We start from the raw sequence: 25,480 nt of genomic DNA, 5'->3' as shown, positions 1-25,480 counted from the left end.
CGGCGGCCAGATTCAAGCGTTCATTTCAGCGCCAATGAAGACACGCGCACTTTGGGCTTGCTGTCGTTGCGCCAATCCGACAACCGGCGCTGAGAAAGTTGGCGATGAAAGTCAAATCACAGCGTTTTGGAGTAGACGAGCGTGCGCGACTCCACATGATCGTAGGTGCGCTTGGCCGGATCGAGAGGGATCACCTGCAACGTCGCGGCAAGGTACACATTGACGGTCCGGTCGTTAAATTCGACAATGATCGTCGGATGAACCACGAACGGTTTCTTGGCGTAGACGCGCTCCGGTTGATCATACGGAATATGGCGGCCAGTGACTTCCTTGTTGAGGTCGATAACGTGGCTCAGCTCGGAGCCATCGCGTGAGCGCCACTGCATGTCTATCGGCCCTGCGAAGGTTCTATACGAACCGGATAGGAATCCGGGAATGCGCGTCGCATCAGCGGTTTTTTTCTCCGGTGCCGCATCGCCTTTGCCATGGAACAGTTTGTGTGGGGCACCGGCATATGTCAGCCGTACGTTGCTGACTCCGCCAAAGCAAAGCAAACCGAAGTCATGGCTTGAATATGCGAGCACGTTGTTATTGGCCGTGGAAGCACATCCTTGCAGCAATAAAAATCCGGCAAGTAATGACACCAGCGCTTTTTTGGCAAATAAAATAGATACGTTCAATTGTTTCCTCGCTGGCCTTCCGGCATTTTCGCCATACACTCATTTCCCAGTATGCATCAATCCAGGAATTACCTTCACAGGGTTCTGGAATAGACCAGCCTGTAAGAATCGACATAGTCGACGGTTCTCTTCGCCGGGTCGAGAGAATTGACTTTCAAAGTCGCGGCTACATACACATTCGCCGTCCGATCATTCACCTCGACAATGACAGTCGGCTCGCCCCCACGCAATGGGTCGGTACTGAGAACGCGTTCCGGATGGTCATACGGAATCCGTCGATCGGTAATTTCCTTGTTGAGGTCGATAGCGTGGCTCAGCTCTGAGCCGTCGCGCGTACGCCACTTCATTTGTACCATTCCTGTGAAGGCCTTATACGAACCGGATACAAAGCCCGGAACCCGCGTTGCATCTGCCGGCGCCTTCTCCAATCCGGGACCCCGGGTACAAATCTCATGTCCAGAGCCGGCATACGTTATCCGTACATTGGTAACCCCGCCATAGCACAGCGAGGCAAAGTTGTGCGTCGTGTATTTCAGCGCGGCGTCTTTGGCCGTCACAGCGCATCCTTGCAACAAAAAAATCCCGGCAAGTAATGGAACGATCACTTTTTTTGCCGGCAAAATGGATATGCTCATTTGTTTCTCCTCTGGCTCACGCCATCTACGGTAGTTCGCACGCATCGATCAGCGCTAGACGAGCACATGAGACTGTGGCGACACTGGCCGGACCTCCGTCCCGCATTACGATCAGACATGATACATTGGCACGATGCCGTTCAAGGGAAGCTGGTCTTTACCGGCCACGCAGGACAACAGGAGTAACAGATGATTATCGCCATTACCGCGTTCGTATTGCCGAAACCAATCACTCACGGGGAGGCGCGCAGCATCTTCCTGAGCACCGCGCCAACCTATCAGGACGTGCCCGGTTTGCTTCGCAAGCACTACGTGCTCTCCGAAGATGGCGCTACGGCAGGCGGCGTCTATCTCTGGAATTCGCGAGCGGAGGCGCAAGTGCTGTACACGGACGCCTGGCGCGCATTCGTCCGCGAAAAATATGGCACCGACCCGACCGTCACCTACTTCGATAGCCCCGTGATGGTCGACAACGTGGCTCAGCAAGTCTTCACTTACTAGCAAGAAAGCGTCGTCCCGCCGCTCGGTGCCCATCATCGGAACAGCGAGCAAGACCGTCACTGTGCCGGATCGGGAAGGCGCTCGGATGCAAGCGCATATCCACGCCGGCCATTACGATGTCGTATCGCTCAACAAACCAAGCGTACGTCCCGCCAGCGCATCGCGCACATGCTGGGCCAGTTGCGCGCGCCGGTACGGCTTGCCCAGCAGCCGCACGCCCTCATCGAGCCGGCCGCCGGTCGTGAGCGCGTCGCGCGTGTAGCCCGACGTGTACAGTACGGCCACTCCCGGCAGCGCCTCCTGCACCAGCAACGCCAGTTCGATGCTCGACACCGGCCCCGGCATGACCACATCGGTAAATAACAGGTCGATCCAGGCGCCCCCGCGGATCATGGCCAGCGCGCTGGCGCCGTCGTGCGCTTCCAGCACGCAATAACCGAGTTCGTTCAAGGTCGCCACCGCCGTGGTGCGCACTTCCGCATCGTCCTCCACTACCAGGACCGTCTCGCCGCCGCCCACCACGTTCTGCTCGGCCGAGGCAACCTTGGCGGTCGCCCGCTCGGCCGAGCGCGGCAGGTAAATCACCACCGTGGTGCCCTTGCCCGCCTCGCTGTCGAGCACGATATGGCCCCCGCTCTGCTTGACGAAGCCGTACGCCATGCTCAGCCCCAGGCCGGTTCCCTGCCCCACCGGCTTGGTGGTGAAGAACGGTTCAAAGGCGTGCGCGATCACCTCGCCGTCCATCCCCTGCCCGGTATCGGCAAAGCTGAAGCGGATGTAGTCGCCCGGCGCCAGGTCGAGCAGCGCGCCGGCCTGGCCGGCATCGATGCGCTGGTTCTGCAGGCCAACGGTCAGCATGCCGCCGCCGGGCATGGCGTCGCGCGCATTGATCGCGAGGTTGATGACCACGTTTTCCCATTGACCGGGATCGACCAGCGTGTTCCACAAACCTTCATCGGCTTCGATGCGGATGTGCACCGACTCGCCCAGCGCGCGCTGCAGCAGGTCGTCCATGGCCTGCAAGGTTTGCAGCGGATTGAGCACCACCGGCTGCAGCGGCTGGCGCCGCGCGAAGGCGAGCAGCTGCGAGGCCAGCTTGGCGCCGCGGTCGACCGCCGACTGTATGCTGTGCAGGCGCCTCTGCAGGCGCGCATCGTCGCGATTGCTCAGCTGAAGCAGTTGCACGTTGCCACCGATGACGTGCAGCACGTTGTTGAAGTCGTGCGCCACGCCACCGGTCAGCTTGCCCACCGCTTCGAGTTTTTGCGAATGCTGCAGCGCATGGCGCGCGTCTTCCAGCGCCCGGCTGCGTTCGACGTCGAGCTGCTCGGCCTGTTTGCGCTCGGAGACATCGCGCATGAACGCGCTCACCACATAGCCGGATGCCTGCGGAAAGCCGGCGATGGCCAGCTCCACCGGCACGCGCCGTCCGTCGCGGTGCAGCGCGCTGACCTCGAACACATTGCGGATCACGGTGCCGGTACCGCTGGCGACCATGCGCGCGATGCCGGCGTTGTGGGCGGCGCGCAGCTCGGGTGGAATGATCAGCGTGGCCAGATCGTGCCCGATGGCCGCCGCCGCCGGCCAGCCGAACATGGCTTCGGCCTTGGCGTTCCAGTCGGTGATGCACCCATCCGCGCTGACCGCGACAAACGCATCGTGCGAATGGTCGAGGATGACGCTGACCCGGTGCTGCTCGGCCGCCAGGCGCGCATTCGCTTTGAGCAGGGTGCGCTCGTCGGCCTTGGCGCGGGTAATGTCGGTATGGGTGCCGATGGTGCGCAAGGGATGGCCGCTGGCGTCGCGCGTGACCGCCATGCCGCGCGAGCGGATCCAGCGCCAGGTGCCGTTCTTGCAGCGCAGCCGGAACTGGCACTCGTAGGATTGATCGGTGCTGTCGACGTAGGCATTGAGGGTGGCCAATACGCGCGCGCGGTCCTCGTCGTGGATCAGGGCCTCGAAAGCGGCGTTGGTCGGTGCGATCTCGTCGGCGCCATACCCCAGCATTTCCTTCCAGCGGCGCGAATGGACAATGTCGCCGGTGCCACGATTCCAGTCCCAGACGCCGTCGCCGGCGCCTTCGAGCGCGTATTTCCAGCGAAATTCGCTTGCGCTGAGCTGCTGCGTCATGTCGGCCGCCAGCGCCATGGCGCGTCCGCGGCTCGATGCGAGGGTCCAAACCAGCATCGCCAGCAAGACCGCGGCGGCGACGCCGACGATGGCGATGAACTGCGGCCGGCCCGACTGCAGGCGCGCCTCGAACTGCGCGGCCGAGCGCATCTGCAGCGTCCACGGACGCCCGGCGACGACCACGCGCAAGGTGGTGGAAAAGTGCGCCGTGCGCTGCATTTCGGCGGGTGTTTCGCGGGCCGAGCGGAACAGCCGGGCGCTGTCGTCGACCGTATTGCCGTCATAGATCGACAGCATGATGTCTTTCGAGCGCTCGCCGCCCAGGCCCGCCATCAGGTCGTCCATGCGGAACGGTGCACCGACCCAGCCGATGATGTGCGCGCGCCGCTCGGCCACTGTGGCGGTCGGGGCATCGCGCCGGTACACGGGCAGGTACATAACCAGCCCGGCCTGCTCGTTGCGGCCGTTTTCCTGGATCAGACGCACCTTGCCCGACGCCGCCGCGTGACCGGTATCGCGCGCGCGTTCCATTGCGACGCGCCGCGTGGGGTCGCTCAGCATATCGAAGCCGAGCGCGCGCAGGTTCAGGCCGGTGAACGGCTCGATGTGGGTGATGGCCGAAAATACCGGCCGTGGGCCCGGGGGCCGAATGGTGTAACCCGGGCTCTCGCGGCGCTGCTTGGCGATGTGGGCGTCGAACTGTCCCGGCGCGACCAGTTCGACCAGGGCGATACCCTGAATGCCGGGATAGGTTTCTTCAAGCCTCAGCGTTGCGATATAGGCTCGGAAGTCCTTGCGCTCGACCTGCATTGAGCCGAGCAGGAAGGCCTGGGTGCCGCGCTGGACCTGCTCATAGGTGGCCATGCGCTGCTCGATGCGGCGCTCGATCTGGCGCGCCTCGAAGGCAAATTCGGCGTTCTGGCTATCCAGTACTTCCGTGCGCGCGAACTGCCAGGCAAAACCGGTTGCGATTATGGCAAGCAAAAAGATGGACAGGGCGAGAATCAACGGAGCGTATTTACCGCGCAGCCGGACGGGAGCTGGTCCTTCGCTGCGCTTTTCGTCGGACTGGTCAACGCTGGTCGGCATAGGCATCTTCGAAAAAGTCAGCCTCCATTATTAACCAAACGCGGCATTCTCCAAGGCAAAGTGTTGCAGTCCCCATACTTTGCATCCACCCGGTTCGCGCAGCTTGCAGTGGCGCGCCAATTATGCTGGACGGGTACCCACCAGAATCGGCTGGTAGAAGGCGTCGTCGATCCGGCGTACTTGAGCAAATCCCGCATCGCGCATCAGGGCGCACATTTTGCCGGTGGAGACAGCGTAGTAGCGCGAGCGCAGCGCGTGGGTGTGGACCGCCTGCGTGGCGAGATCTTCTTCGATGAAGTAGAAGGTCAGGTCGTAGTGTTTGCCGGTGAAATCCCAGACCTGGAACAGCACGTAGCGCTTGCCGTTTTCGGTACGCGCGCCGTATGGCTTGACCAGGTTGACGCCGCGCTCTTCGCGCTCGTAGTCGCGCATCGACATCAGGAAGCCGCCGCCGGGCGACAGGCAGGCGAACATCTGGCGCAGCGCGGTGAGCAAGTCGTCGTCGGTGAGCAGGTGCGGCAGGGAATTGTCGCAGGAGAGGACGATATCGAAGCCGGACCCGTGGTGCTCGTGCGCGCGGCGCATGTCGCAGACGGAGAAGTCGACGGTGGCGCCGGCCAGCCCGGCCTCGCGCCGGGCGCGCTCGATTTCCTTTTCCGACAGGTCGGAGGCGGTGGTGGAGAAACCGCGCTGGGCCAGGCCGATGGCCTGGGTGCCGATGCCGCAGGAAACGTCCAGCAGTTTGCGCCTGCCTGGCCATTCGGCGTCGATCAGTTTGCTGAGCTGCTCGCCTTGCAGCGCGACGCTGGCGTGCCAGTCTTGGTGGATCAGGTGATAGAACGGCGTCAGGCGGTCGTAAAAATCGGACATGGGTTCCTCATGAATGGAGAAGTGCAGGATCGCGGGTTGATGGGAATAATATCATTCCAGCAACCTTGCGTGGGCCGCATGGGTTTTCTGAAGTTGGAAGCCTCAATGGACGGTGGCGTCTTGACTTATACCTGAGCGTGATTAGTGCGGAAGGATACTACCGAGTTCGAAATTGGATTGACGTTGTCATGAGATAATTCGGCAACTTCGCAAGCGCTTGAAGAGGTTTGCAAGATAGAGGAGAGTCGATTCCCAGGCAGATGACACAACCACGCAACGAATGCAAACTGTGAAAAACCAACGAAATAATGTACGTCGGCGCGTGATCTTATTGGGCTTGATTGCAGGAATGGTGGGCATTGCCATACTTTTTGAATGGAAGCTTATCGCGTCGTTGCTAAAGCTTCGCGAAATGCGAGTGCCATATGTGGCATGTTTTCTAACGCTATGCCCCGCAGCGCTTGCGATATACAGCGTGCGAGGCCCGAGGTCACTATGGAAAAGTTTTATATACGGCGCACTCATCGGGCAGCTGGCCGCCACTGTTTCGCTTACACTGGCAAACTTGTTTATTCAACATGGAATCGAGCGAAATCTTCGAAGTCTTGAGCGAGAGGGATTATTCGAATTGCTTCTAATCGATTCGACTGTCGCTTTCGTGCTCGGCGGCTGGCTGATTGCAGGCACAGCATTCGTAGCGCACGAGATATTTTCGCGACGATACTTTATGACTTCCCGGCAGTAAAGATGGCGATTGCCTGGATCAAGCGGAAAATTACCGGCCAAAAAAATAATGACTGCTTATAAAAAAAATCGGCTTGCGTGGGCGATGATTTTGATTAGTGCGTGGGCACTAGGAATTTTAATCATCTACGTATCCGCTTGGTTTATAGCTCCATTTGCCATTATAATATTTGGTGCGCGATTGGTGCTGGATAAAATTACTTGTCCCAAGTGTGGAGTTTCATTAGTTTTTGAAGAGCCTGGCCGGTATCCGAATTTCAAGATACCAAAGGCATTTTCCCGGAAAAAATGCGCCAATTGTGGATGGGATTTAACAAAAAATCCGTAAGCGCACGGCACGGGGGCAGTTCGCGGCCCGCCGCCGCCTGCGGCAACGGTCCGCCGGATCGCCAAGAGCTCTCGTCCCTCGCTGTCCCAATGTCGTCCAGCCCAGGCTTTTCTCGAAAGAACTGCCTTTTGTGGCGGGAAATATCATCGCACGAAGCTGAACGCTTATTACTCCCCGCGACGCTGCAGGGATTGTTCGCCAATCAGCGCAAACGGCACCGCCCTCGCCCACCGGTTGGCTGACAGCGAAAACGTCAGCGCACGCACCTGGTGATACCACCCGGCCGGCACGTACAGCATGTCGCCGGGATTGACGATGCACTCGATCATGTTCGCCTGGCGCGCCAGCGGGAATTTCTCGAAATCCGGCGCCTCGGGATCGACCGGCGAACCGAACAGGATGGCATTGGCCTCGCTGGGGTAAAGGAATTCGTCATGGTGCGGCGGCACCAGGAAAATCCGCTTGGTGCCCCATATTTGCGCGAAAATATTATCGTCATAATCGCAATGCAGCGGCGTCACCGTTCCCGCCGGGCCAAGCCAGAAGCGCGGCGGGCCCATTTTGCTGAAATACGCGGGCCAGTAGCACATATTGTTCAATTCGCGCAGTTCCAGATTGCCCAGATACGGCGGCAAGCCCTCCGCAGCGGCATCAGCCAGGTCCAGATACTCCAGCATGGACATATCCTGCATGGCCCGGTCGGGCGCGAACGCGGTGTTGATGTAGTCGCCCACCCGCGCCCGCACCGGCACGTGGCTGAAGCGCTCGCGCAGCGTTTGCGGCGTGAGCTCGCACAGCGGCCAGCGTTTGACCACGCCCGTGATCAGGAATGGCAAGCCTTGTGCCGCACGCGCGCGAAAGGCCGCGGCATCGAGCCTGCCGATACGCGGCACTTCGGAGATCGAAGGCAGATCGCGTCCCGCGCGCCTGATCGCGTGACGCATGTCGTCAATTGACGTGACGCCCCGCACCAGCGCATCGCGTTCCTCGCGCGCCTGCTTTTTGGCGGCGGCGTCCCCGGACCACGCCGTTTCCGTCGCCAGCAGCGTAGGCGGCAACCGTGCCGCCAGGCGCGCCTGCGGTAGTTCCTGTTCAAGGACCACCGGCTTCTTCTCACTTGCCATAACCTTCACCATCTTCCCGTTACTCCGCTCGACCCGGCGACGAACGAATAACCTCGTTCGCGCCTCGGGGCGACAGCATAACGTATGCGATGGCGCTCTTCCAGTTTTCGTCGCCTGGAAGTCCAGGTTCAGGTCATGGCAGGCATCTTCGCAAGCAGCTTGTCGAGCGTGACCGGATACTCGCGCACGCGCACGCCGGTGGCGTTGTACACCGCGTTCGCAATCGCCGCAGCCACCCCGCAAATCCCCAGTTCGCCCACGCCCTTCGCTTTCATTGGCGAGGACATCGGGTCGGTCTCGTCGAGAAACACTACCTCCTGGTGCGGCACGTCGGCATGCACCGGCACTTCATATCCGGCCAGGTCGTGATTGACGAAAAACCCGGAGCGCGTGTCGACCACCAGTTCTTCCATCAGCGCCGCGCCCAGTCCCATCGTCATCGCGCCAATCACCTGGCTGCGCGCCGACTTGGGATTGAGGATGCGCCCCGCCGCGCACACGGCCAGCATGCGCCGCACGCGCGTTTCGCCGGTGGCGCTGTCGACCGCCACTTCCACAAAATGCGCACCGAAGGTCGATTGCTGGAATTTCTTGTCCAGGTCACCATACTCCATGCTGTCTTCCGCCACCAGCTCACCACCCTGTGCGGCCTGCCCCAGCGGCACGCTCTTGCCGCCGGCACGCACGGCGCCGTCGGCAAACTCCGTCTCGGCCGGATTCATGCCGAGCTTGTGCGCCACCGTCTCGCGCATCTTCACGCACGCCGCGTACACGCCGGCGGTCGAACTGTTGGCGCCCCACTGCCCGCCCGAGCCAGCCGACACCGGAAAGCTGGAGTCGCCTAGCTTCACCACCACCTTGTCGATCGCGACGCCCATCATCTCCGCCGCGGTCTGGGCGATGATGGTGTAGCTGCCGGTGCCGATATCGGTCATGTCGGTTTCCACCGTGACGATGCCCTTGCCGTCGAGGCGGATGCGGGCACCCGACTTCATCACCATGTTGTTACGGAAGGCGGCGGCCACGCCCATGCCGATCAGCCAGCGCCCTTCGCGCGTCTTGCCCGGCTCGGCGCTGCGCGCCTTCCAGCCGAAGCGCTCGGCGCCGGTGCGCAGGCAGTCGATCAGCCGCCGTTGCGAAAACGGCCGGCTCGGCTTTTCCGGATCGACCTTGGTGTCGTTCAGGATGCGGAAAGTCACCGGGTCGATCTTGAGCTTTTCGGCCATCTCGTCCATGGCGATTTCCAGCGCCATCATGCCAGGCGCTTCGCCCGGTGCGCGCATCGCATTGCCCTCGGGCAGATCGAGCACGGCCTGCCGCGTCTTGGTCATGCGGTGCGCGCCGGCGTACAGCAGGCGCGTCTGCTGCACGGCTTCTTCCGGGTTACCGCCCGGCAGGTTGCCGGACCAGGTTTCGTGGCCAATGGCGCTGATCTTGCCGTCGCGCGCGGCGCCGATGCGGATGCGCTGGATCGTGGCCGGACGGTGCGTGGTGTTGTTGATCACCAGCGGACGGCTGAGCGCGACCTTGACCGGCCGCTTGGCCGCGCGCGCGCCCAGAGCGGCCAGCAGCGCTTCCGAGCGCAGGAACAGCTTGCCGCCGAAGCCGCCGCCGACGTACGGCGAAATCAAGCGCACGTTGTCCTTCGGGATGCCGAGCGTCTTGGCCAGGTCGCCCTTGGTCCAGTCGATCATCTGGTTCGAGGTCCACAGGGTCAGCTTGTCGCCTTCCCACGCGGCGATCGATGCGTGCGGCTCCATCATGGCGTGCGAATGGTCCGGCGTGTGGTAAGTGGCATCCAACTTCACCGGCGCGCCCGCAAAGGCGCCGTCGAAGTCGCCGACCTTGGTGTCCGGCTTATCCGACTTGGGTACGGTGGCGGAACCTTTGGCCTTATCGAGGTCGTACGCGCCCTTCTCTTTTGCGTACTCCACCTTGACCAAGCTGGCGGCGGCGCGCGCCTGCTCGAACGTCTCCGCCACGACCACGGCGATGGCCTGGTGGTAGTGCTGGATTTCCGGTCCGCCGAGCAGCCTGGCGGTATTCATCTTGCCCTTGCTTAGCTTGCCCGCGTTCTCGGCGCCGATCACGGCGATCACGCCGGGCGCGCGCCGCGCGTCGTCCAGGTTGATCGATGTGATGCGGCCCTTGGCGATGCCGGCGCCGACCACGTAGCCGTAGGCGGCGTTGGGCGCGGCCTCGTGCTGTTCGTAGGCATACGGCGCGCTGCCGGTGGTCTTGGCCGGTCCGTCGATGCGGTCGAGCGGACGGCCGACGACCTTGAGCCGGTCGATGGGATTGGTGGTGGCAGGTGTGGTGAACTTCATGAGTCAGCCTTTCTTCGCATCGGCCAGCACCGCATGCAGCGTGCGCTGGACCAGCGTGATCTTGAACGCATTGTCGTGCGTTGTCTTTGCGCCAGCCAGCAGCTGGTCGGCCACGGCCTTGGCGCCGCCCGCCATCTTCTGCTCGGCCGCTTCGATGCGCCACGGCTTGTGCGCCACGCCGCCCAGCGCCACCCGGCCTCCACCGCCCGGCAGGATAACGGCGGCAACCGACACCAGCGCGAACGCGTACGAGGATCGGTCGCGCACCTTGCGGTACACATGCGTGCCGCCGAGCGGCTTGGGCAAGGTCACGCTGGTGATCAGTTCACCCGGTTCGAGCACCGTTTCAATGTGTGGCGTGCTGCCCGGCAGCCGGTGGAAGTCGGCAATCGGAATGGTGCGCGCGGCGCCGTTGGCACGGACCGTCTCGACCTGTGCGTCGAGCAGGCGCATGGCCACGGCCATGTCGCTCGGGTGCGTGGCAATGCAGGCGTCGCTGGCACCGACGATGGCGTGCTGGCGGCTGAAACCGCCGATGGCCGAACAGCCGCTGCCCGGTTGGCGCTTGTTGCACGGCTGGTTGGTGTCGTAAAAATACGGGCAGCGGGTGCGCTGCAGCAGGTTGCCGGCGGTGGTCGCCTTGTTGCGCAACTGCATAGACGCGCCCGACAGCAAGGCACGCGACAGCACGGCGTAATCGCGCCGCACCCGTTCATCCGACGCCAGGTCGGTATTGCGTACCAGGGCGCCGATGCGCAGGCCGCCGTCCGCCGTCGCTTCGATCTTGTCGAGGCCCAGGCCATTGACGTCGATCAGGTGGCCCGGCGTTTCGATCTCCAGCTTCATCAGATCGAGCAGGTTGGTGCCGCCGGCGATGAATTTGGCGCCGGGCGCGCGCATGGCGGCGGCTGCGGCGTCGGCGGTGCTGGTGGCGCGCTGGTAGGTAAAGACCTTCATGCCTTGCTCCCCGCGACGTCGGTGATCGCATCGAGGATGTTCGAGTAGGCGCCGCAGCGACAGATATTGCCGCTCATGCGCTCGCGGATTTCGTCGGGCGTCGCTTGTGGGCGTGCCATCAGGTCGGCACTGGCGTGGCTCGGGATGCCCTGCCTGATTTCATCGAGGACCGACACGGCCGAGCAGATCTGGCCCGGGGTACAGTAACCGCACTGGTAGCCGTCATGCTTGATGAAGGCCGCTTGCATCGGATGCAGCTTGTCCTTGTTGCCCAGGCCTTCGATGGTGGTGACCTTGGCGCCCTCGTGCATCACCGCCAGCGTCAGGCAGGAGTTGATGCGGCGGCCATCGACAATGACGGTACAGGCGCCGCACTGGCCATGGTCGCAGCCCTTCTTGGTGCCGGTCAGGTGCAGGTTCTCGCGCAGCACATCGAGCAGGGTGGTGCGGGTGTCGACGTCGAGCGTGTGGCTTTTGCCGTTGACCTGGAAGGCGACCTTGCTGGTCACCGGCGGCGCACTGGGCGCGCCTGGGGCCGCGCCGGCGGCGCCGGGCACGCTGGCCGCCGTGGCGGTGATGGCGCCCGCGATTAACAGTTCCCGCCTCGATAGCTTGATATCGCTGAACTCGTCCATGTGATGGCATCCTCTTCGCTGATTGTGTGGCTGCCCGGACGGGCACCCCCTGCCCGACGGGGGCGCCGCAAAGGCGATGAATGATCTATACAGCACATGATGTTGTCCTGGTTGGCGCGCGTGGGCGCGGCGCGTCCGGAAAAACGTGCAATTTATCAAGCGTGCCCGAGAATGAATGGCCAGTCTGTTAGACCGCGAACACTCGGGCGATGAACGCCAGCGATCGTTCAGTGTAGAGCGGTCCTCGGTGGACCTCCACTATCCTGCGCTATGCTGATCAGCAAGCGGTTACGGCATGTCGGAGTTGCCGTCTGGCCGCGCCCAGCGCGCCCGGCTACGGCAATGATGCACACTTCGATAGGGGCGCGCCGTCTTACATGTAGCGGTCAATCACGGATGCGCGATTGCCGGTTTTAACAGGGCAGGATGGTCCGGCGCCTGGCGCCACTGCCGGCATGACCGATGTGCACGAACGACAGGATGGGAAAAATGCGATCCGACGACGCTATTAATTGCGGTCCACCTCCCTGCCTGGACGCTTGGCTTCAACTGTCTTGACTGGCGCCGCTTCTGCTTTCTGCGGCTGGCTGACTGTTTTGGCTGGCGCCGCTCCTGATTTCTGCGGCTGATCAGGTGAGGCGCCAAACCCACTTGTCTCGCCTTTATTCAACCGGTCAACAACCTGCTTCCGTACCTGCTGCAACGCCTCCTGTTGCCCCTTTGCATCACCGGGAATCTTGGCCTCGAAATAGTCGGCGGCGCTGCGCACGGTGCGGAACGCCTCCTTCAGTTCGGGATGTTTTTTCAATACCTCGGCCTCATCGGCCCTGGTCGACCTGTCGAACTCCACGGCACGTGTCGGCCGCACGGCATCGCGCAAGAGCGCCGGCAGGTCGGGGTTGCCCTCGATCCGATCCAGGGTGCTGACGACCTTGCGCATCGTATCGTCGTCCTTGATGTACGGCTTCGCCAGTTCGTTGACACTGCGATCGCGCGCAATATACAGGACATCGCGGCCGGCGTCACTCTTGTTGAAGCGCGACCAGTCGAGGTCGTAGCCGGCTTCGGTTGCGAGCTGCTTCGTGAACGTGCGCAGCGTGCGGCTGTTGCCGTCGCTGAAAGGGTGGACATAGTCAAGCTCCGCATAGAGCCGGCCAATGGTGGCGGTAAATTCCTCCGTTTTCAATCCCCGCAGCTTATCCGGCACCGCTCCTTCAAGCACCTTATCGAGCCGCTCGTGGTCGTTCGTATTCATGCTCGAGTAGGCAACATAAAATGAACCCGCGACGGTAGCCAAGCCGCGATTTTTCACCCAGTCCTTGCCCTCCGGGGCAGGCGGGCGAAATTCGCCGGGCTTTACGTCATCAAAACCGGCCTTAGGCAAATCCTGAAATAATCGACGATTAATTTCTTTCAAATGCCCAACATCAAATTGGCCGCGTACCGGGCTCAGCTCAAGTTCGGTCGCACGTCTTGTAGTGAAGCTGGTTTCAAGCTTCTCGCGATCGTTATCTGCCGCGCTCATTTGTTTAATTGGTCAACACTGGGCGCTGCGCCGAGGTATTCGGCAAGATCGATTTCCCCAGCGATGAAGCGTTGAGCGCGCTCTTCGTCTTCCTTCGAGTGCTTGAAACCCTCCAACCCGACTGACGCCATGGCAAACGTCACCGCGTCTTGTCGGCGCTTGCGCTCGCTGGCAGAAATGACTTCCTTCACCGCTACCGTATCGCGTTCGCGCACTCGGCTCACGTAGTCACGCATGAACTCGCGCACGATCTGGTCGGCTGGCCGGCCTTCCGTTTTAGCGGCTTCGGCAAAGCTGTCGCACAATTCCGCCTCAAGCAGGATCGTAAATTGAACTTCTTTCATTGTTGGCTCCTTAAAGTGTCCCTGCAACTGCTTCCGTTTAGGCACTAAATTTAATGGTCGTACGCTGCGCAGTCAACGCAGCTACCTGCCGGCTGAGTGAACGCAAGACGTGCCGGATCTGATTGCCAAGGCCCTCGAATGCCACCAGCATCCGACGGCCAATCCACACAGCGCCAGCGCGATGGCGTAAGGCCCCGTAAATGGGGGAATCGCAAAGGCGAGTGCAAGCGCCAGCATGGTGGAGGCGATGAGTGCAACGGTGATCCGCCAGTTCAAGACCAACAGATGGCCCAACTCCAGTAACAAATCCGCCAGCTGGCTCACCCGCAAAGTTTCAATTTGGCAATATTGGCTGTTTCGGCATGCCACGTCAAGCACATGCTGCACCACGATTGCAGTGGCACTGGGTTCTTCGACAAAATTTGCGTCGGGGACAGCAAGCATGCACGCAGTCCCGTAACCGGAATTGCGGGCGCGACGCTGGCTGGCCGGGCTGGTCGCCGGCCGGCGGGACCGATCTGTCAGGGCGGGCCGGCGCTATGCCGGCCTTCCGATTATCGCTCTCTATTTCTTGTTGGCTGCCGCGTACAGCGGTGCCACGCGCGGCTGCATGGCGGTCAGGGAGGCGATCCTGGTCTCGTTCGACGGATGGGTCGACAAGAACTCGGCGCGGCCGGCACCGCTCGACGCTGCCGCCATTTTTTCCCACACCGATACCGCCGCGCGTGGGTCATATCCGGCCCGCGCACCCAGTTCCAGACCGATCGTGTCCGCTTCCGATTCGTGCTCGCGCGAATTAGGCAGCGAGAACAGGAAGTAAGAGGCCTTGTTGGCCAGATCGACAGTAAGCGCCTTGTCCGGTGCCAGCACTTTGGCAATCGTGGTGACGGTGCCGGTCGCCTTGGCTTCCGACATGCGCTCGCGGCCATGCTCGCGCAGCGCGTGGGCGATTTCGTGGCCCATCACCATGGCGATCTCGTCATCGGTGAGCTTGAGCTTGCGAACCAGGCCCGTGTAGAAGGTAATCTTGCCGCCCGGCGCGCAGGTGGCGTTGAGCACCGGGGCGTCAATCAGCGCCAGCTCCCACTTCCAGTCCTTGGTATCGGCGCGGAACACCGGCACCTGCGCCTGCAGCCGTTTGGCGATGCGGTCGAGGCGATCGTACTCGGCGCCGCTGTTGACCAGCTTTCCTGCCGCCCTGGCTTTCTGGTTCTGGTTGCTGAATCCCGACAATGCCATCGCATCCACTTCCGCCGCCGGCACGATCATGAACTGCGAGCGCGTGACGCCAACCGTTCCTGGCATGGTGCTGCTGGCACATCCGGCCAAGGCCGCTACGACGCCTATCAGGCCAAGCCTGCCTTGCAAGGTGTTCGTCATATTGTTACTCCGATATATGTTAAAAGTTTCCTAGAGCAATTATTTCTGCAAGTATAATGCAACTTGAGTTAACATTTCTACTTTGGTAAGCCATCATAACCGCACGGCACTCCCATTCGTCGCCGGAATGTGGCCGGTCAACGCAAAATCGTCCTTCAAACACACAAACGGGGTCCATGCACGCGTGCTTACCGGCGCTTACACTTGCTAACACCCCATTAACAAGAAATACATATTTCAATATAGAAATTAAACGCTGGCCATGAAATACTTGACCCGGCATGTGACACCCAGGTCGCCGCGTATGGATGGCAGTGCCCACACCGGCTGGGCGAGCAGGACCTGCGTAACAGTGGCCGAAATACCAGATCCGATCCGGGCCGCATGCGAGACATGCGGCTCCCCCTGAAAAAAGAAGAAGGAAATCACGATGACTTACCCCACATACGACTCCCTGGGCATCCTGACCACGCAAGAAATCGCTTCGGCGCAGCCGCTGACGTTCAAGACGTACATCCCGACCGGGACCTATCCGAACACCTGGGATCTCGAGGCGAGCGTCATGACCGGCGAGCCTTACGCGATCCTGCGCGACCTGTTTTCGTTTACGGCGGTCGAGGATGTCACCTACGATTTTTTCAGCTTCAGTTTTTTCGACCCCTTCCTGATCCGCGTGTATGACAATCTCGGCCGCGTAATCGCCTTCGACCGGGAAAGCGACGGCAACTATGGCATGGACCACATATCGAACTTCGTGGCACCCTATTCGGGCACCATGTACGTCGACGCCGGCTGGAACCAGGGCTACGCCGATGCGAATAAGTACGTCTCGCTGTATGTTAACGCGAACGTCGACACCGTTCCAAAGCCGACCAATACCCTCATCGGTACCGATTACACCGACCGCTTTGTCGCCACCAAAAGCAGCGACCTCGTCAACGGCTTCAAGGGCGTCGATACCATGGTGTATGCCGGCAAGCGCAGCGACTACAACATCGTCAAGAACGCGGACGTGCTCACCGTGAGCTCGAATGTCAAGAACGAGGGCACGGACATCCTGCGCAGCATGGAAAAGCTGGTCTTCGCCGACCGCGTGGTCGACACGCAGTACGGCGAACTGACCCAGGCGCTGTACATTGGCTACTTCGGCCGCGCCGCCGACGTCGGTGGACTGACGAGTTTCCAGGACCAGCTGAGCAGCCTGGGTTCGCCCACCAGCGCGACCGACCTGAGCGCCCGCTACGCCCGGGACCCAGCCGTAAAAAACCTGATCGATTCATTCGGCACCAGCGCCGAGTCGAAGGCACTGTATTCGGGCGACACCAAAACGTTCGTCAAGGCGGTCTTTAACAACGTGCTGAACCGCGATCCGCAGGCGGCCGGCCTCGACTTCTGGACCAAGGCCATCGACTCCGGTTCGCTCACGCGCGCCAATGCCTCGCTGTCGATCCTGGCCGGCGCGCAGACCAACACCTCAGCCCAGGGCCTGAACGACGCGTTACTGGTCAACAACAAGATCAGCGTGGCGTCGAACTTCACGTTCGGGCTGGAAACGGATGGCAAGGCAGCCTCGTACAACGGCCTGGCCGCCGCTGCCGTGGCGCGCGACCTGCTCAAGTCGGTGACCGCCTCGACCGATGCGAACACGTTCCAGAGCACCGTCAAGCTCGCGGTGGCCGGCCTGCCTGCGGTGCCGCGTAGCGCCCCGGAGCACGCGCAAGACCTGCCGCTGGCCCAGTTCGACGGTCCCGCCATCGCCCTGACCGGCCTGGACAGCTATGTGACGGCCCCGGCGTTTTCGGCTTGATCGACAACGCGGGCGGGCTGCGCCGGAACCGTCCGGCGCGTCCCGCCCGCCCTTTTCCCCACCCACCCCCGCACCAGCACGCATGTCGCGCCACCCGATAGTACGCCACACATAAAGTTTCCAACAGTAACTTATAGTTGCGTTTAATTTACGAAATCACATATACTGTGATGCTTAATCGTAATTACGGACGGCGCCCCAGCTGCCACCTGCGCCCACGATCCCATCCCATCCAGTCATTGCCCGCCCACGCGCACTGAAAGTCGGTCCACGCCAGTCCGACGCCTTGCTGCGAGCGCCACGCGAGGCATGGATGTAACACGGGAGGCATCACCGAGGTGAGGCCTGCCAACAACGACCTGATAAAGACCATGAACTACATCACGATTGATTACTTGTCCGATCTGACCGCGCAGCAAATGCTCGCGGCACGCACGCTGACCTTCACTCCGACGACGGCTGACGTCTCCACAGGCTGGGACGTGTCCGCCCTCTTCACCAATTACGAGGGTGTAGAGATCCAGAACGATCTGTTCTCGTTTACCGGCGTGGCCAACGCCAAGTACGACGTGTTCACCCATAGCACCCGCGAACCGTCCATGATCAGGCTGTACGACCATGCCGGCAATGTCATCGCCATCGATAACGAGAAGAACACAAGTATCAACGGCGATGATTTCCTCCACCATTTCATGGCCCCGTATTCCGGGACCTACTACGTTGCGGCCGGCTGGACCGAAGTCAACCCCGATCCTTTTCTCAACCTGAGCATTTACGCCAACCTCGATCCCGTGCAGGCGCCGGTAAACACCCTGCGCGGGGCGCCGGCAAACGACCATTGGTTATCCACATTCGGCAACGACATCGGCGACGGCGGCGACGGCTTCGATACCTTCTATGCCGGAGGGGGCCGTGGCGACTTCAATCTTGTCAGTGCCGGCGACATGCTGACAGTCACTTCGCGCTTCGGCACCGAAGGCGTCGATACCCTCAAGAACGTCGAAAAGATCGCTTTTTGGGACGGCTCTGTCGATATGACTTACATCGGACTGACCCAGGCGCTGTATGTGGGGTACTTCGGCCGCCCCGCCGATGTGGGCGGATTGAAAAGTTTCCAGAGCCAGCTCGCGGCCATGGGCGCGCCCGAGGGCGTGCGCGAGTTCAGCGCACGCTACGCCACCGACGCGGCGGTGAAAAACCTGATCGACTCGTTCGGCACCAGCGTCGAATCGAACGCGCTGTATGCCGGTGACAACAAGACCTTCGTCAAGGCGATTTTCAACAACGTGCTCAATCGCGCTCCGAGCGTGACCGGTCTCGAGTTCTGGAGCGCGGCCATCGATTCCGGCGAGCTCACGCGGGCTAATGCCTCGCTGTCGATCATGGCCGGGGCGTTGGCCAACACCAGCATCCAGGGTCAGAACGACGCCAGGCTGGTGGAAGCGAAGATCGACGTGGCATCCAATTTCACCTTTGCCCTCGAATCGGACAGCTTTCACGCTGCCTACGACCGCGCAGGCGCGGCGACCATCGCCCGTAATCTGCTCGGCACCGTTGGCGCGGCGACCGATCCCAACGCTTTCCAACCCTCGGTCTACCAAGCCATTCTCAAACTGCCCCAGCTGCCGCCGGCGGACCTCGCCCATCCCGGCGAGCAATCATGGGCAGCGCAGCCCGAGGCGCCGCCGATCCTGCTCGTCGGCATGGACAGTAGCGTGGACGGGGTCGTCTCGCCAGCCTGAACCACCGCCCCGGCGCCAGCGTAGCGGCGCCGGCACGTGCCTGGCGCCATGGCAGCCAAGCCGCACCTCCATCAATCAAACGGAATTCCATGACGTACAAGACGATCGACAGCCTGCCCGACCTGAACGCGACGCAAATGAGGCTGGCCCAGAACCTGGCCTTCGCCCCCCTGAGTATGCCGAGCCCGATCGCCGACTGGGACCTGCATGCCTATTTCATGGATTTCTCGGCGCGCACGCCCGGCGACGATGTGTTTGCCTTCAGCGCGACCGCCGGTAGCGTCTACGACATCCACAGCCGCAGTGCGCGCGACCCTTCCATGATCAAGGTCTATGACCGCCTCGGCAACGCCATTGCCGCTGAGTACGATCTGGAAATCCATGGCGACCACGGGGCCTTCATGAGCGACTTCATCGCCCCCTATTCCGGCATCTATTATGTGTCTGCCGGCTGGGTCCAGACCGCCGAGTCGCCCAACGTCACCCTGTCCATTTTCGCCGACGAGAATCCGGTGGCGGACGTGCCGAACGTGATCAAGGGCACGGCCGGCAACGACTCCAGCATCTACCTCACCTATCTGAACGACCATGTCAATGGCGGTGCCGGCACCGACACCGTGCGTGCTATCGCGCCCTTGAGCGCATTCAGCATGGTCCTGGACGACGGCATCATCACCCTCACCGAGCGCAGCGGCTACAAGAACGTCGATGTCCTGCGCAACATCGAGGTGCTTCAATTTTCCGACACCAGGATCGACATGGCCTATGTCGGCCTGAGCCAGGCGCTGTATGTCAGCTATTTCGGGCGCGCCGCCGATGTCAACGGCTTGAAGAGTTTCCAGGCCCAGCTCACGGCCCTGGGCGCGCCTGCTGGCGTGGGCGAGTTTAGCGCGCGCTATGCCACCGATGCGGCGGTGAAAAGCCTGATTGACTCCTTCGGCACCAGCAGCGAATCGCATGCGCTCTATAGCGGCGACAACAAGACGTTCGTGAAAGCGGTTTTCTTCAACCTCCTGAACCGGGTTCCAGGCCAGGCCGGCCTGGATTTCTGGAGCGGCGCCATCGATTCCGGCGCGCTCACCCGCGCCAATGCCTCGCTCTCGATCATGGCCGGGGCGCTGGCCAACAGCAGCACCCAGGGCCGCGAAGATGCCGCCCTGGTGCGCACCAAGATCGACGTGGCGTCGAACTTCACGTTTGCGCTGGAAACGGAGAACGCCAGCGCCGCCTACAACGGCGCCGAGGCGGCAGCGGTTGCCCGCACCCTGCTCAGGTCGCTTACTGCGGACACCGACATCCTCGCCTTCCAGGCCTCGGTGAAACTAGCCATCGGCAAACTGCCACCGGTGCCGCGCAGCGCCCTGGAGCACCTCGCTGACCTGCCCCAGGCCGGCAGCGACGTCCCACCCGTCTTGCTCACCGGAAGCGACAGCGCGCACCCCGCCGCTCTGCTGGGCTGAGCGGCAACGGCATTATCGACACGCGCCAGGTCCGCCTGGCGCCGTGCTTTCCTCGCGCACCTCTGCGCACCCGTTTCCTTTTTACCATCTTTTATCTTGTAACTCGTCAATGACCGCGCCCGGTACGTTACAATCGCGGGCGCAGCAGTCGTACGCCCAGGCAGTAACGAAGCTCCCGGGTGGCATCTTAAAAACATAAAGACTTTAAGTGAGACAATTGAATGAGCCTTTTCCGAACAAAAAATCTGGACGATATGGTCGCGCAAAGCCGCGCAGCTGGCGGGCTGAAGAAGGTACTCGGCCCGCTTGACCTGGTCATGATGGGTATTGGCGCCATCGTCGGCACCGGTATCTTCGTACTCACCGGCACCGGGGCGGTCACCGCCGGCCCCGCCCTGACCCTCTCCTTCGTGATCGCCGCGATGGCGTGCGGCTTCGCCGCGCTGTGCTACGCCGAATTCGCCTCCACCATTCCCGTGGCCGGCTCGATCTATACCTACAGCTACGCCACCATGGGCGAACTGGTAGCGTGGATGATCGGCTGGGACTTGCTGCTCGAATACGGCTTGGCCACCTCGGCCGTGTCGGTCGGCTGGTCCGGCTATTTCCAGTCGCTCATCGGCGGCTTGGGCATCAAGCTGCCGGTCGCGCTCACAGCCGCGCCCGGATCGGTTCCCGGGGTCGACACCCTGTTCAACCTGCCGGCCCTGATCATCATGCTGCTCCTGACGGCCATGCTGTCGTTCGGCGTGCGCGAATCGGCCCGCATCAATAGCGTGATGGTGGTGATCAAGATCGGCGTGGTGCTGCTGTTTATCGTCGTCGGCGCGCGCTATGTCGAGCCGGCCAACTGGCAGCCGTTCATGCCGTTCGGTATGCAAGGCACGATGAGCGCCGCGGCGCTGGTGTTCTTTGCCTTCATCGGCTTCGATGCGGTGACCTCGGCGGCGGAAGAAGTCAAGCGTCCCGAGCGCGACTTACCGATCGGCATTATCGGCTCGCTGGTAGTCTGCACCATCCTCTACGTGATCGTCTCGGCCATCATGACCGGCATCGTGCCTTACCAGCAGTTTGCCGGCGTCGACCACCCGGTATCGCTGGCCCTGCAATACGCCAAACAGAACTGGGTAGCCGGTTTCGTCGACCTCGGTGCGATCCTGGGCATGACCACCGTGATCCTGGTGATGACCTACGGCCAGACCCGCGTCATCTTCGCCATGTCGCGCGACGGCTTGCTGCCGAAACGCCTCTCCAGCGTGCATCCGAAGTACGGCACGCCATTCTTCGCCACCTGGATCGTTGGCATCGTATTCGGCCTGATCGCCGCCGTGGTACCGCTGGGCGTCCTCGCCGAGCTGATCAACATCGGTACGCTGGCCGCCTTCTGCCTGGTGTCGGTGGCTGTGATTGTGCTGCGCAAGACCCGTCCAGACCTGCCGCGCGCCTTCCGCTGCCCCGGCGTGCCGATCGTACCCGGACTGGCCATCATCTTCTGCGTGGCCCTGATGACCTTCCTGAGCAAGACCACCTGGATTGCCTTCGGCATCTGGCTGGCGATCGGCCTGCTGGTGTACTTTGCGTATTCGCGCCGCCATTCGCTGCTGAACACGCCAAAGTAAGGTCCCTTATCGGACGACGCGCTTAGTCGCCGCAACGAAAAAAGCCCCTGATGAGTCAGGGGCTTTTTCGTTGACGGCGCCATGATCGGGAACTGGCCATGGCGAGCGCATGACAATCGCTGAGCGCGATGCAATGGCTTTGCCGTTTGCCCAACAGCAAATTGCTGATACGATACTGCCGGGCAAAGCGGGATTATTTTCCGGGCAACAGCTTCTGCGGTGGAAGCAACTTGCAGATCGCACTTGGCAAGGGCACCGATTTTTCGGCCTGAAAGTTGACCCACACGACTTTGGCGCCACCCTCGGCATGCAGCTCGCCAGGATTGCCGTCGGCCCCGACCATCCGGATCTGGTGGAACATCTCGAAGCTGGAGCGTCCCGGCGGTCCCACGAAAGTGCGGATCTCGATCTCGCCCGGATACTTGAGCTGCTTGAGGAACGAGCAGTGCGCGTTGACGATGACCGGCCCTTCGCCGTCCGGCTCTGGGGTGCAGGCAATCAGGTCGAACCACGAAATGCGGGCCTGTTCGATATAGCGAAAGTACACCGTGTTGTTAACGTGTCCCATCGCGTCCATGTCGCCCCACCGGATCGGCATGCGCATGGTGTGAACGAGGGTCGGCGGCAGGGTTGGGGCAAGTGTATTTGTCATGGCGCGATCTTACCATCGGTGCCGGCAAGGCGCGCAACACGGCTGACGCCGGCGCAACGGTTGAATGAACATCACAGGAACGGAATGGAAAAAGAATCAGTCTCGCTGTACCAGACCAAGGGCTCGACCGACAAGGAATACCACTGCCACCTCGACCCGGTCGAGGGCGGCTGGATGGTGTACGGCCGCAACGGACGGCGCGGCAGCGCGCTGGCCCACCAGGCCAAGACCGCCACGCCCCTGCCCTACGCCGAAGCGAAGGGCATCTACGACACTCTCGTCAGAACCAAGCTCAAGGGAGGCTACAGCCCGGACGAGGCCGGCGTGCCTTACCAGGGCACCGATCTGGAATCGGACTTCACCGGCGTGCTGCCGCAGCTGCTCAACCCCATCGCCGACGAGCACGCCACCAAGCTGCTGCGGGACGACGACTGGGTGATGCAGGAAAAAGACGATGGCCACCGGCGCATGGTGTCGGTCAAGGCGCAGGGCGAAGTGGTCGGGAGCAAGCGCAACGGTTTTCCGGCGCCGCTGCCGCTGGGCGTGGTGGCCGACCTGTCGGCCCTGCCCGCCGGCACCATCCTCGATGGCGAAGCGCTGCCCGGCCCGCGCCTGAGCATGTTCGACATCCTCGAACTGGGCGGACGCAAGCTGCATGAAGTCGGCTTCGTGGAACGCCACGCGCTGCTCACGCAGGCTCTCAAGCCCGGCGCGAATGTGTCGGTGTCACCCGTCTACAGCGGCACGGCGGCCAAGACCGAGGCCTTCGAGCGCATCCGCCAACAGCGCGGTGAAGGCGTGGTCTTTCGCAGGAAGGACGCCACTTACGCGCACGGCCGGCCGGCCTCGGGCGGCGACGCGCTCAAGCACGTGTTTTACGAAACCGGCACCTTCGTGGTCGACCAGGTGGCCAAGGGCAAGCGCAGCGTGCACGTGGTGGTGTTCGACGCCGATGGCGCCAAGCTCGACATGGGCAAGGTCACCATTTCATCGAATTTCGACATTCCCCCGGTCGGCGCCCTGGTCGACGTGCGTTACCTGTACGCGCACCCCGACGGCAAGCTGCATATCTCGACCTACAAGGGTATCCGCGACGACCTCGACATCTCGGCCTGCAGCGCCGCGCAGCTCAAATTCAAGGCCGACGACGCTCTGGAAGAAGGCGAAGGCGACGACGAAGCGAGCGACGCCGCAGCCGCCTGACGCGTTGCAACGTGCGCGCCGGCCAGCTTGAACACGCCGACCGTTGGCGCCAGGCTGTCGGCCTGCTGCCCCATGGCCGCGGCGGCAGTCCCGGCCTGTGCACGCCTGGCGTACTCCTCGAACTGAAGCGGATCGCAGCATTTTCTGCTACACAAAGAAGTAACTTTTAGCCAAGGCAAAGCCGAGACAAGGTGATTTAAATGACAACATTGCGTCTTTACATCCCTCACCACGCTCGCAGTCTTGCCTTATAATGCCGCCAATAGCGCGCAATTCCGAGCTTTTCTTCTAAAGCCGCGTTCACAACCCTTTTTTATTTATTTCCGTGTAGAATTGTTTATTGTTAGAAGTCACTTGCCCATAGGTGGCTGGCCAGCGTGCCAGCAGCACTGCAACCGCTCCGTTCCGGTCCCGGCCATGCGCCGCGTCCATCACTTGCGACATTCCCGCGTTACGCTTGGCGTAGCCTGAGAGAAGCGACTTTCCCGCGCCCTGTTTCCCGCTCGCCCAGGCACATCGATGCCCGGGCGTCGATGCCGTGCGTACCCCCTGATATGTAAAGCCGAATACGGAAGACCGATATGTCATTCAAAAATAAAATCATCCTTGCCGCCCTTGTCGTCCTGTCCCCCGCCACCTATGCCCAGAACCAGTTGTCGGGCGCCGGCTCGTCGGCCGCGGAAATCCTGTACACCTCGATGGCCGCCGCGTACAGCAAGTACGCCCAAGTGGGTGTCAGCTACCAGTCCAGCAGTTCGACGGAGGGCTTACAGCAAGTCAAAAGCCGCAAAGTGGATTTCGGCGCTACCGACGTTTTCCTGTCCACGGATGAACGCAAGGCGAGCAAACTGCTCTGCTTCCCGACTGCCGTCTCCGGCATCGTGCCGATCGTCAACGTGCCTGGCGTCGCCAGCGGCCAGCTCAAATTGACCGGCGAGCTCCTGGCCGACATCTTCAGCCGGAAAATCACCAAATGGAACGATCCCAAGGTGCAGGCCCTCAATCCAGGACTGGCCCTGCCTGCCCTGCCGATCACGGTCGTGACCCGTCAGGACAGCTCGGGCACCACGTTCAACTTCACCGATTACCTCAGCAAAAGCAGTCCTGACTGGAAAGCCGCCTTTGGCAGCAACTACAGCATTGCCTGGGCAGCGGGAACGACGCCCGTCAAGGGCAGCGCATCCGTGGTGGCGGCGCTCAAGCAGACGGCAGGCACGATCGGCTACGTGGACTACCAGTATGTCACCAGGAACAAACTGAACTTCGCCATGCTGAAAAACCGCGACGGCAAGTTCGTCGCCCCGACCGGTGCCGGCTTTTCCTCGGCGATGAACAATAGCGGCTGGGCGACCAAGGGCGCCTACGAAGAAATGCTGACCGATAAGCCGGGTGCAGGCAGCTGGCCGATCACGGCCAGCACCTTTGCCATCGTCCCGCTGGTCAGCAGCAAGCCTGACAACACCGTAGCCGCCATCAAATTTTTTACCTGGGGCTTCGTTCACGGCGATGACGCTGTCGGCAACACGGCCTTCGTGCGCCTGCCCGATAACGTCCAGGGCCGCATCTTCGGCGAGCTGACCACCATCACCGACACCGCGGGCGCGCCGCTCAAGTGGTCGCTGGCCGACATGCTCAAGATGCGCTAAGCGCGTCTCCCGGCAGTGGCCCGGCGTTCTGCGGCGCAATTGCCGCGGCAGTTCCATCGGCAGCGCCATGGCGGGTGCGATG

Annotated in this window: 21 protein-coding genes; 8 read left to right on the top strand and 13 right to left on the bottom strand. The window is 61.8% G+C overall.

The genetic code is table 11. The features are described from left to right. Positions 1–116: 116 nt before the first annotated feature. A complete protein-coding gene (locus RBA40_RS03275; protein ID WP_306645936.1) occupies positions 117–680 on the bottom strand; it encodes a hypothetical protein in 564 nt (187 codons plus the stop codon). Between the two features lie 74 nt (positions 681–754). Then, positions 755–1,315 (bottom strand): hypothetical protein, encoded by a 561-nt coding sequence (locus RBA40_RS03270; protein WP_306645934.1) that lies wholly within the window; start codon positions 1,313–1,315, stop codon positions 755–757. Between the two features lie 189 nt (positions 1,316–1,504). On the opposite strand from RBA40_RS03270, the gene RBA40_RS03265 reads away from it, so the two are divergent. Next, entirely contained in the window at positions 1,505–1,816 is a 312-nt protein-coding gene (locus tag RBA40_RS03265) for a monooxygenase (RefSeq protein ID WP_306645932.1), read from the top strand. A gap of 111 nt (positions 1,817–1,927) precedes the next feature. Here RBA40_RS03265 and RBA40_RS03260 read toward each other — a convergent pair whose 3' ends face one another. Continuing rightward, a complete protein-coding gene (locus tag RBA40_RS03260; protein ID WP_306645931.1) occupies positions 1,928–5,035 on the bottom strand; it encodes a CHASE domain-containing protein in 3,108 nt (1,035 codons plus the stop codon). Between the two features lie 120 nt (positions 5,036–5,155). Further along, entirely contained in the window at positions 5,156–5,905 is a 750-nt protein-coding gene (locus tag RBA40_RS03255; RefSeq protein WP_306645930.1) for a class I SAM-dependent methyltransferase, read from the bottom strand. Between the two features lie 280 nt (positions 5,906–6,185). On the opposite strand from RBA40_RS03255, the gene RBA40_RS03250 reads away from it, so the two are divergent. After that, positions 6,186–6,650, top strand: coding sequence for a hypothetical protein (locus RBA40_RS03250; protein ID WP_306645929.1), 465 nt, complete (start codon positions 6,186–6,188; stop codon positions 6,648–6,650). A gap of 494 nt (positions 6,651–7,144) precedes the next feature. On the opposite strand, the gene RBA40_RS03245 is transcribed toward RBA40_RS03250, so the two are convergent. From RBA40_RS03245 to RBA40_RS03210, 8 genes are all read right to left on the bottom strand, one after another. Continuing rightward, entirely contained in the window at positions 7,145–8,101 is a 957-nt protein-coding gene (locus RBA40_RS03245) for a cupin-like domain-containing protein (RefSeq protein ID WP_306645928.1), read from the bottom strand. A gap of 128 nt (positions 8,102–8,229) precedes the next feature. Next, complete coding sequence (gene paoC / locus RBA40_RS03240; RefSeq protein WP_306645926.1) at positions 8,230–10,428, bottom strand: aldehyde oxidoreductase molybdenum-binding subunit PaoC; 2,199 nt, start codon at positions 10,426–10,428, stop codon at positions 8,230–8,232. Positions 10,429–10,431: 3 nt separating this feature from the next. Next, positions 10,432–11,385: an FAD binding domain-containing protein gene (locus RBA40_RS03235; protein ID WP_306645924.1), complete on the bottom strand. Its 954-nt coding sequence runs from the start codon at positions 11,383–11,385 to the stop codon at positions 10,432–10,434. After that, a complete protein-coding gene (paoA, locus tag RBA40_RS03230; protein ID WP_306645922.1) occupies positions 11,382–12,020 on the bottom strand; it encodes an aldehyde dehydrogenase iron-sulfur subunit PaoA in 639 nt (212 codons plus the stop codon). The genes RBA40_RS03235 and paoA overlap by 4 nt, the downstream gene beginning before the upstream one ends. Before the next feature lie 508 nt (positions 12,021–12,528). Further along, a complete protein-coding gene (locus tag RBA40_RS03225) occupies positions 12,529–13,545 on the bottom strand; it encodes a Fic family protein (protein WP_306645920.1) in 1,017 nt (338 codons plus the stop codon). Beyond that, positions 13,542–13,889, bottom strand: a complete 348-nt coding sequence (locus RBA40_RS03220) for an antitoxin VbhA family protein (protein ID WP_306645919.1) — start codon at positions 13,887–13,889, stop codon at positions 13,542–13,544. Before RBA40_RS03220 ends, RBA40_RS03225 begins: the two co-directional genes overlap by 4 nt. Before the next feature lie 81 nt (positions 13,890–13,970). Then, the gene (locus tag RBA40_RS03215) at positions 13,971–14,333 is read right to left on the bottom strand and encodes a hypothetical protein (protein ID WP_306645917.1); all 363 of its coding nucleotides are present in this window, start codon (positions 14,331–14,333) and stop codon (positions 13,971–13,973) included. Positions 14,334–14,453: 120 nt separating this feature from the next. After that, positions 14,454–15,269, bottom strand: a complete 816-nt coding sequence (locus RBA40_RS03210; RefSeq protein WP_306645915.1) for a M48 family metallopeptidase — start codon at positions 15,267–15,269, stop codon at positions 14,454–14,456. A 430-nt stretch (positions 15,270–15,699) separates the two neighbouring features. Between RBA40_RS03210 and RBA40_RS03205 the strand changes: the two genes are divergently transcribed. The 4 genes from RBA40_RS03205 (at position 15,700) to bcaP (ending at position 21,897) form a co-directional block, all read left to right on the top strand. After that, complete coding sequence (locus tag RBA40_RS03205) at positions 15,700–17,076, top strand: DUF4214 domain-containing protein (RefSeq protein ID WP_306645913.1); 1,377 nt, start codon at positions 15,700–15,702, stop codon at positions 17,074–17,076. 371 nt (positions 17,077–17,447) lie between these two features. Next, on the top strand, positions 17,448–18,818 hold the full coding sequence (locus RBA40_RS03200; protein ID WP_306645911.1) for a DUF4214 domain-containing protein: 1,371 nt from the start codon (positions 17,448–17,450) through the stop codon (positions 18,816–18,818). A gap of 89 nt (positions 18,819–18,907) precedes the next feature. Further along, positions 18,908–20,278, top strand: a complete 1,371-nt coding sequence (locus RBA40_RS03195; RefSeq protein WP_306645909.1) for a DUF4214 domain-containing protein — start codon at positions 18,908–18,910, stop codon at positions 20,276–20,278. Positions 20,279–20,499: 221 nt separating this feature from the next. Continuing rightward, positions 20,500–21,897 (top strand): branched-chain amino acid transporter BcaP, encoded by a 1,398-nt coding sequence (gene bcaP / locus RBA40_RS03190; RefSeq protein ID WP_306645908.1) that lies wholly within the window; start codon positions 20,500–20,502, stop codon positions 21,895–21,897. A gap of 193 nt (positions 21,898–22,090) precedes the next feature. Here the strand turns inward: bcaP and RBA40_RS03185 are convergent, their stop codons facing one another. Next, positions 22,091–22,549, bottom strand: a complete 459-nt coding sequence (locus RBA40_RS03185) for an acyl-CoA thioesterase (protein WP_306645906.1) — start codon at positions 22,547–22,549, stop codon at positions 22,091–22,093. Positions 22,550–22,633: 84 nt separating this feature from the next. On the opposite strand from RBA40_RS03185, the gene RBA40_RS03180 reads away from it, so the two are divergent. Beyond that, positions 22,634–23,752: an ATP-dependent DNA ligase gene (locus RBA40_RS03180; protein WP_306645904.1), complete on the top strand. Its 1,119-nt coding sequence runs from the start codon at positions 22,634–22,636 to the stop codon at positions 23,750–23,752. A 581-nt stretch (positions 23,753–24,333) separates the two neighbouring features. Then, positions 24,334–25,398, top strand: a complete 1,065-nt coding sequence (gene pstS / locus RBA40_RS03175; RefSeq protein ID WP_306645902.1) for a phosphate ABC transporter substrate-binding protein PstS — start codon at positions 24,334–24,336, stop codon at positions 25,396–25,398. Positions 25,399–25,480 lie beyond the last annotated feature (82 nt).

The sequence above is a fragment of the Massilia pseudoviolaceinigra genome, assembly GCF_030846505.1.
Taxonomy (GTDB): Bacteria; Pseudomonadota; Gammaproteobacteria; order Burkholderiales; family Burkholderiaceae_D; genus Telluria_A; species Telluria_A violaceinigra.
Note: the sequence above shows the minus strand (reverse complement) of the source record. Positions and strands in the feature narration are given on the sequence as shown.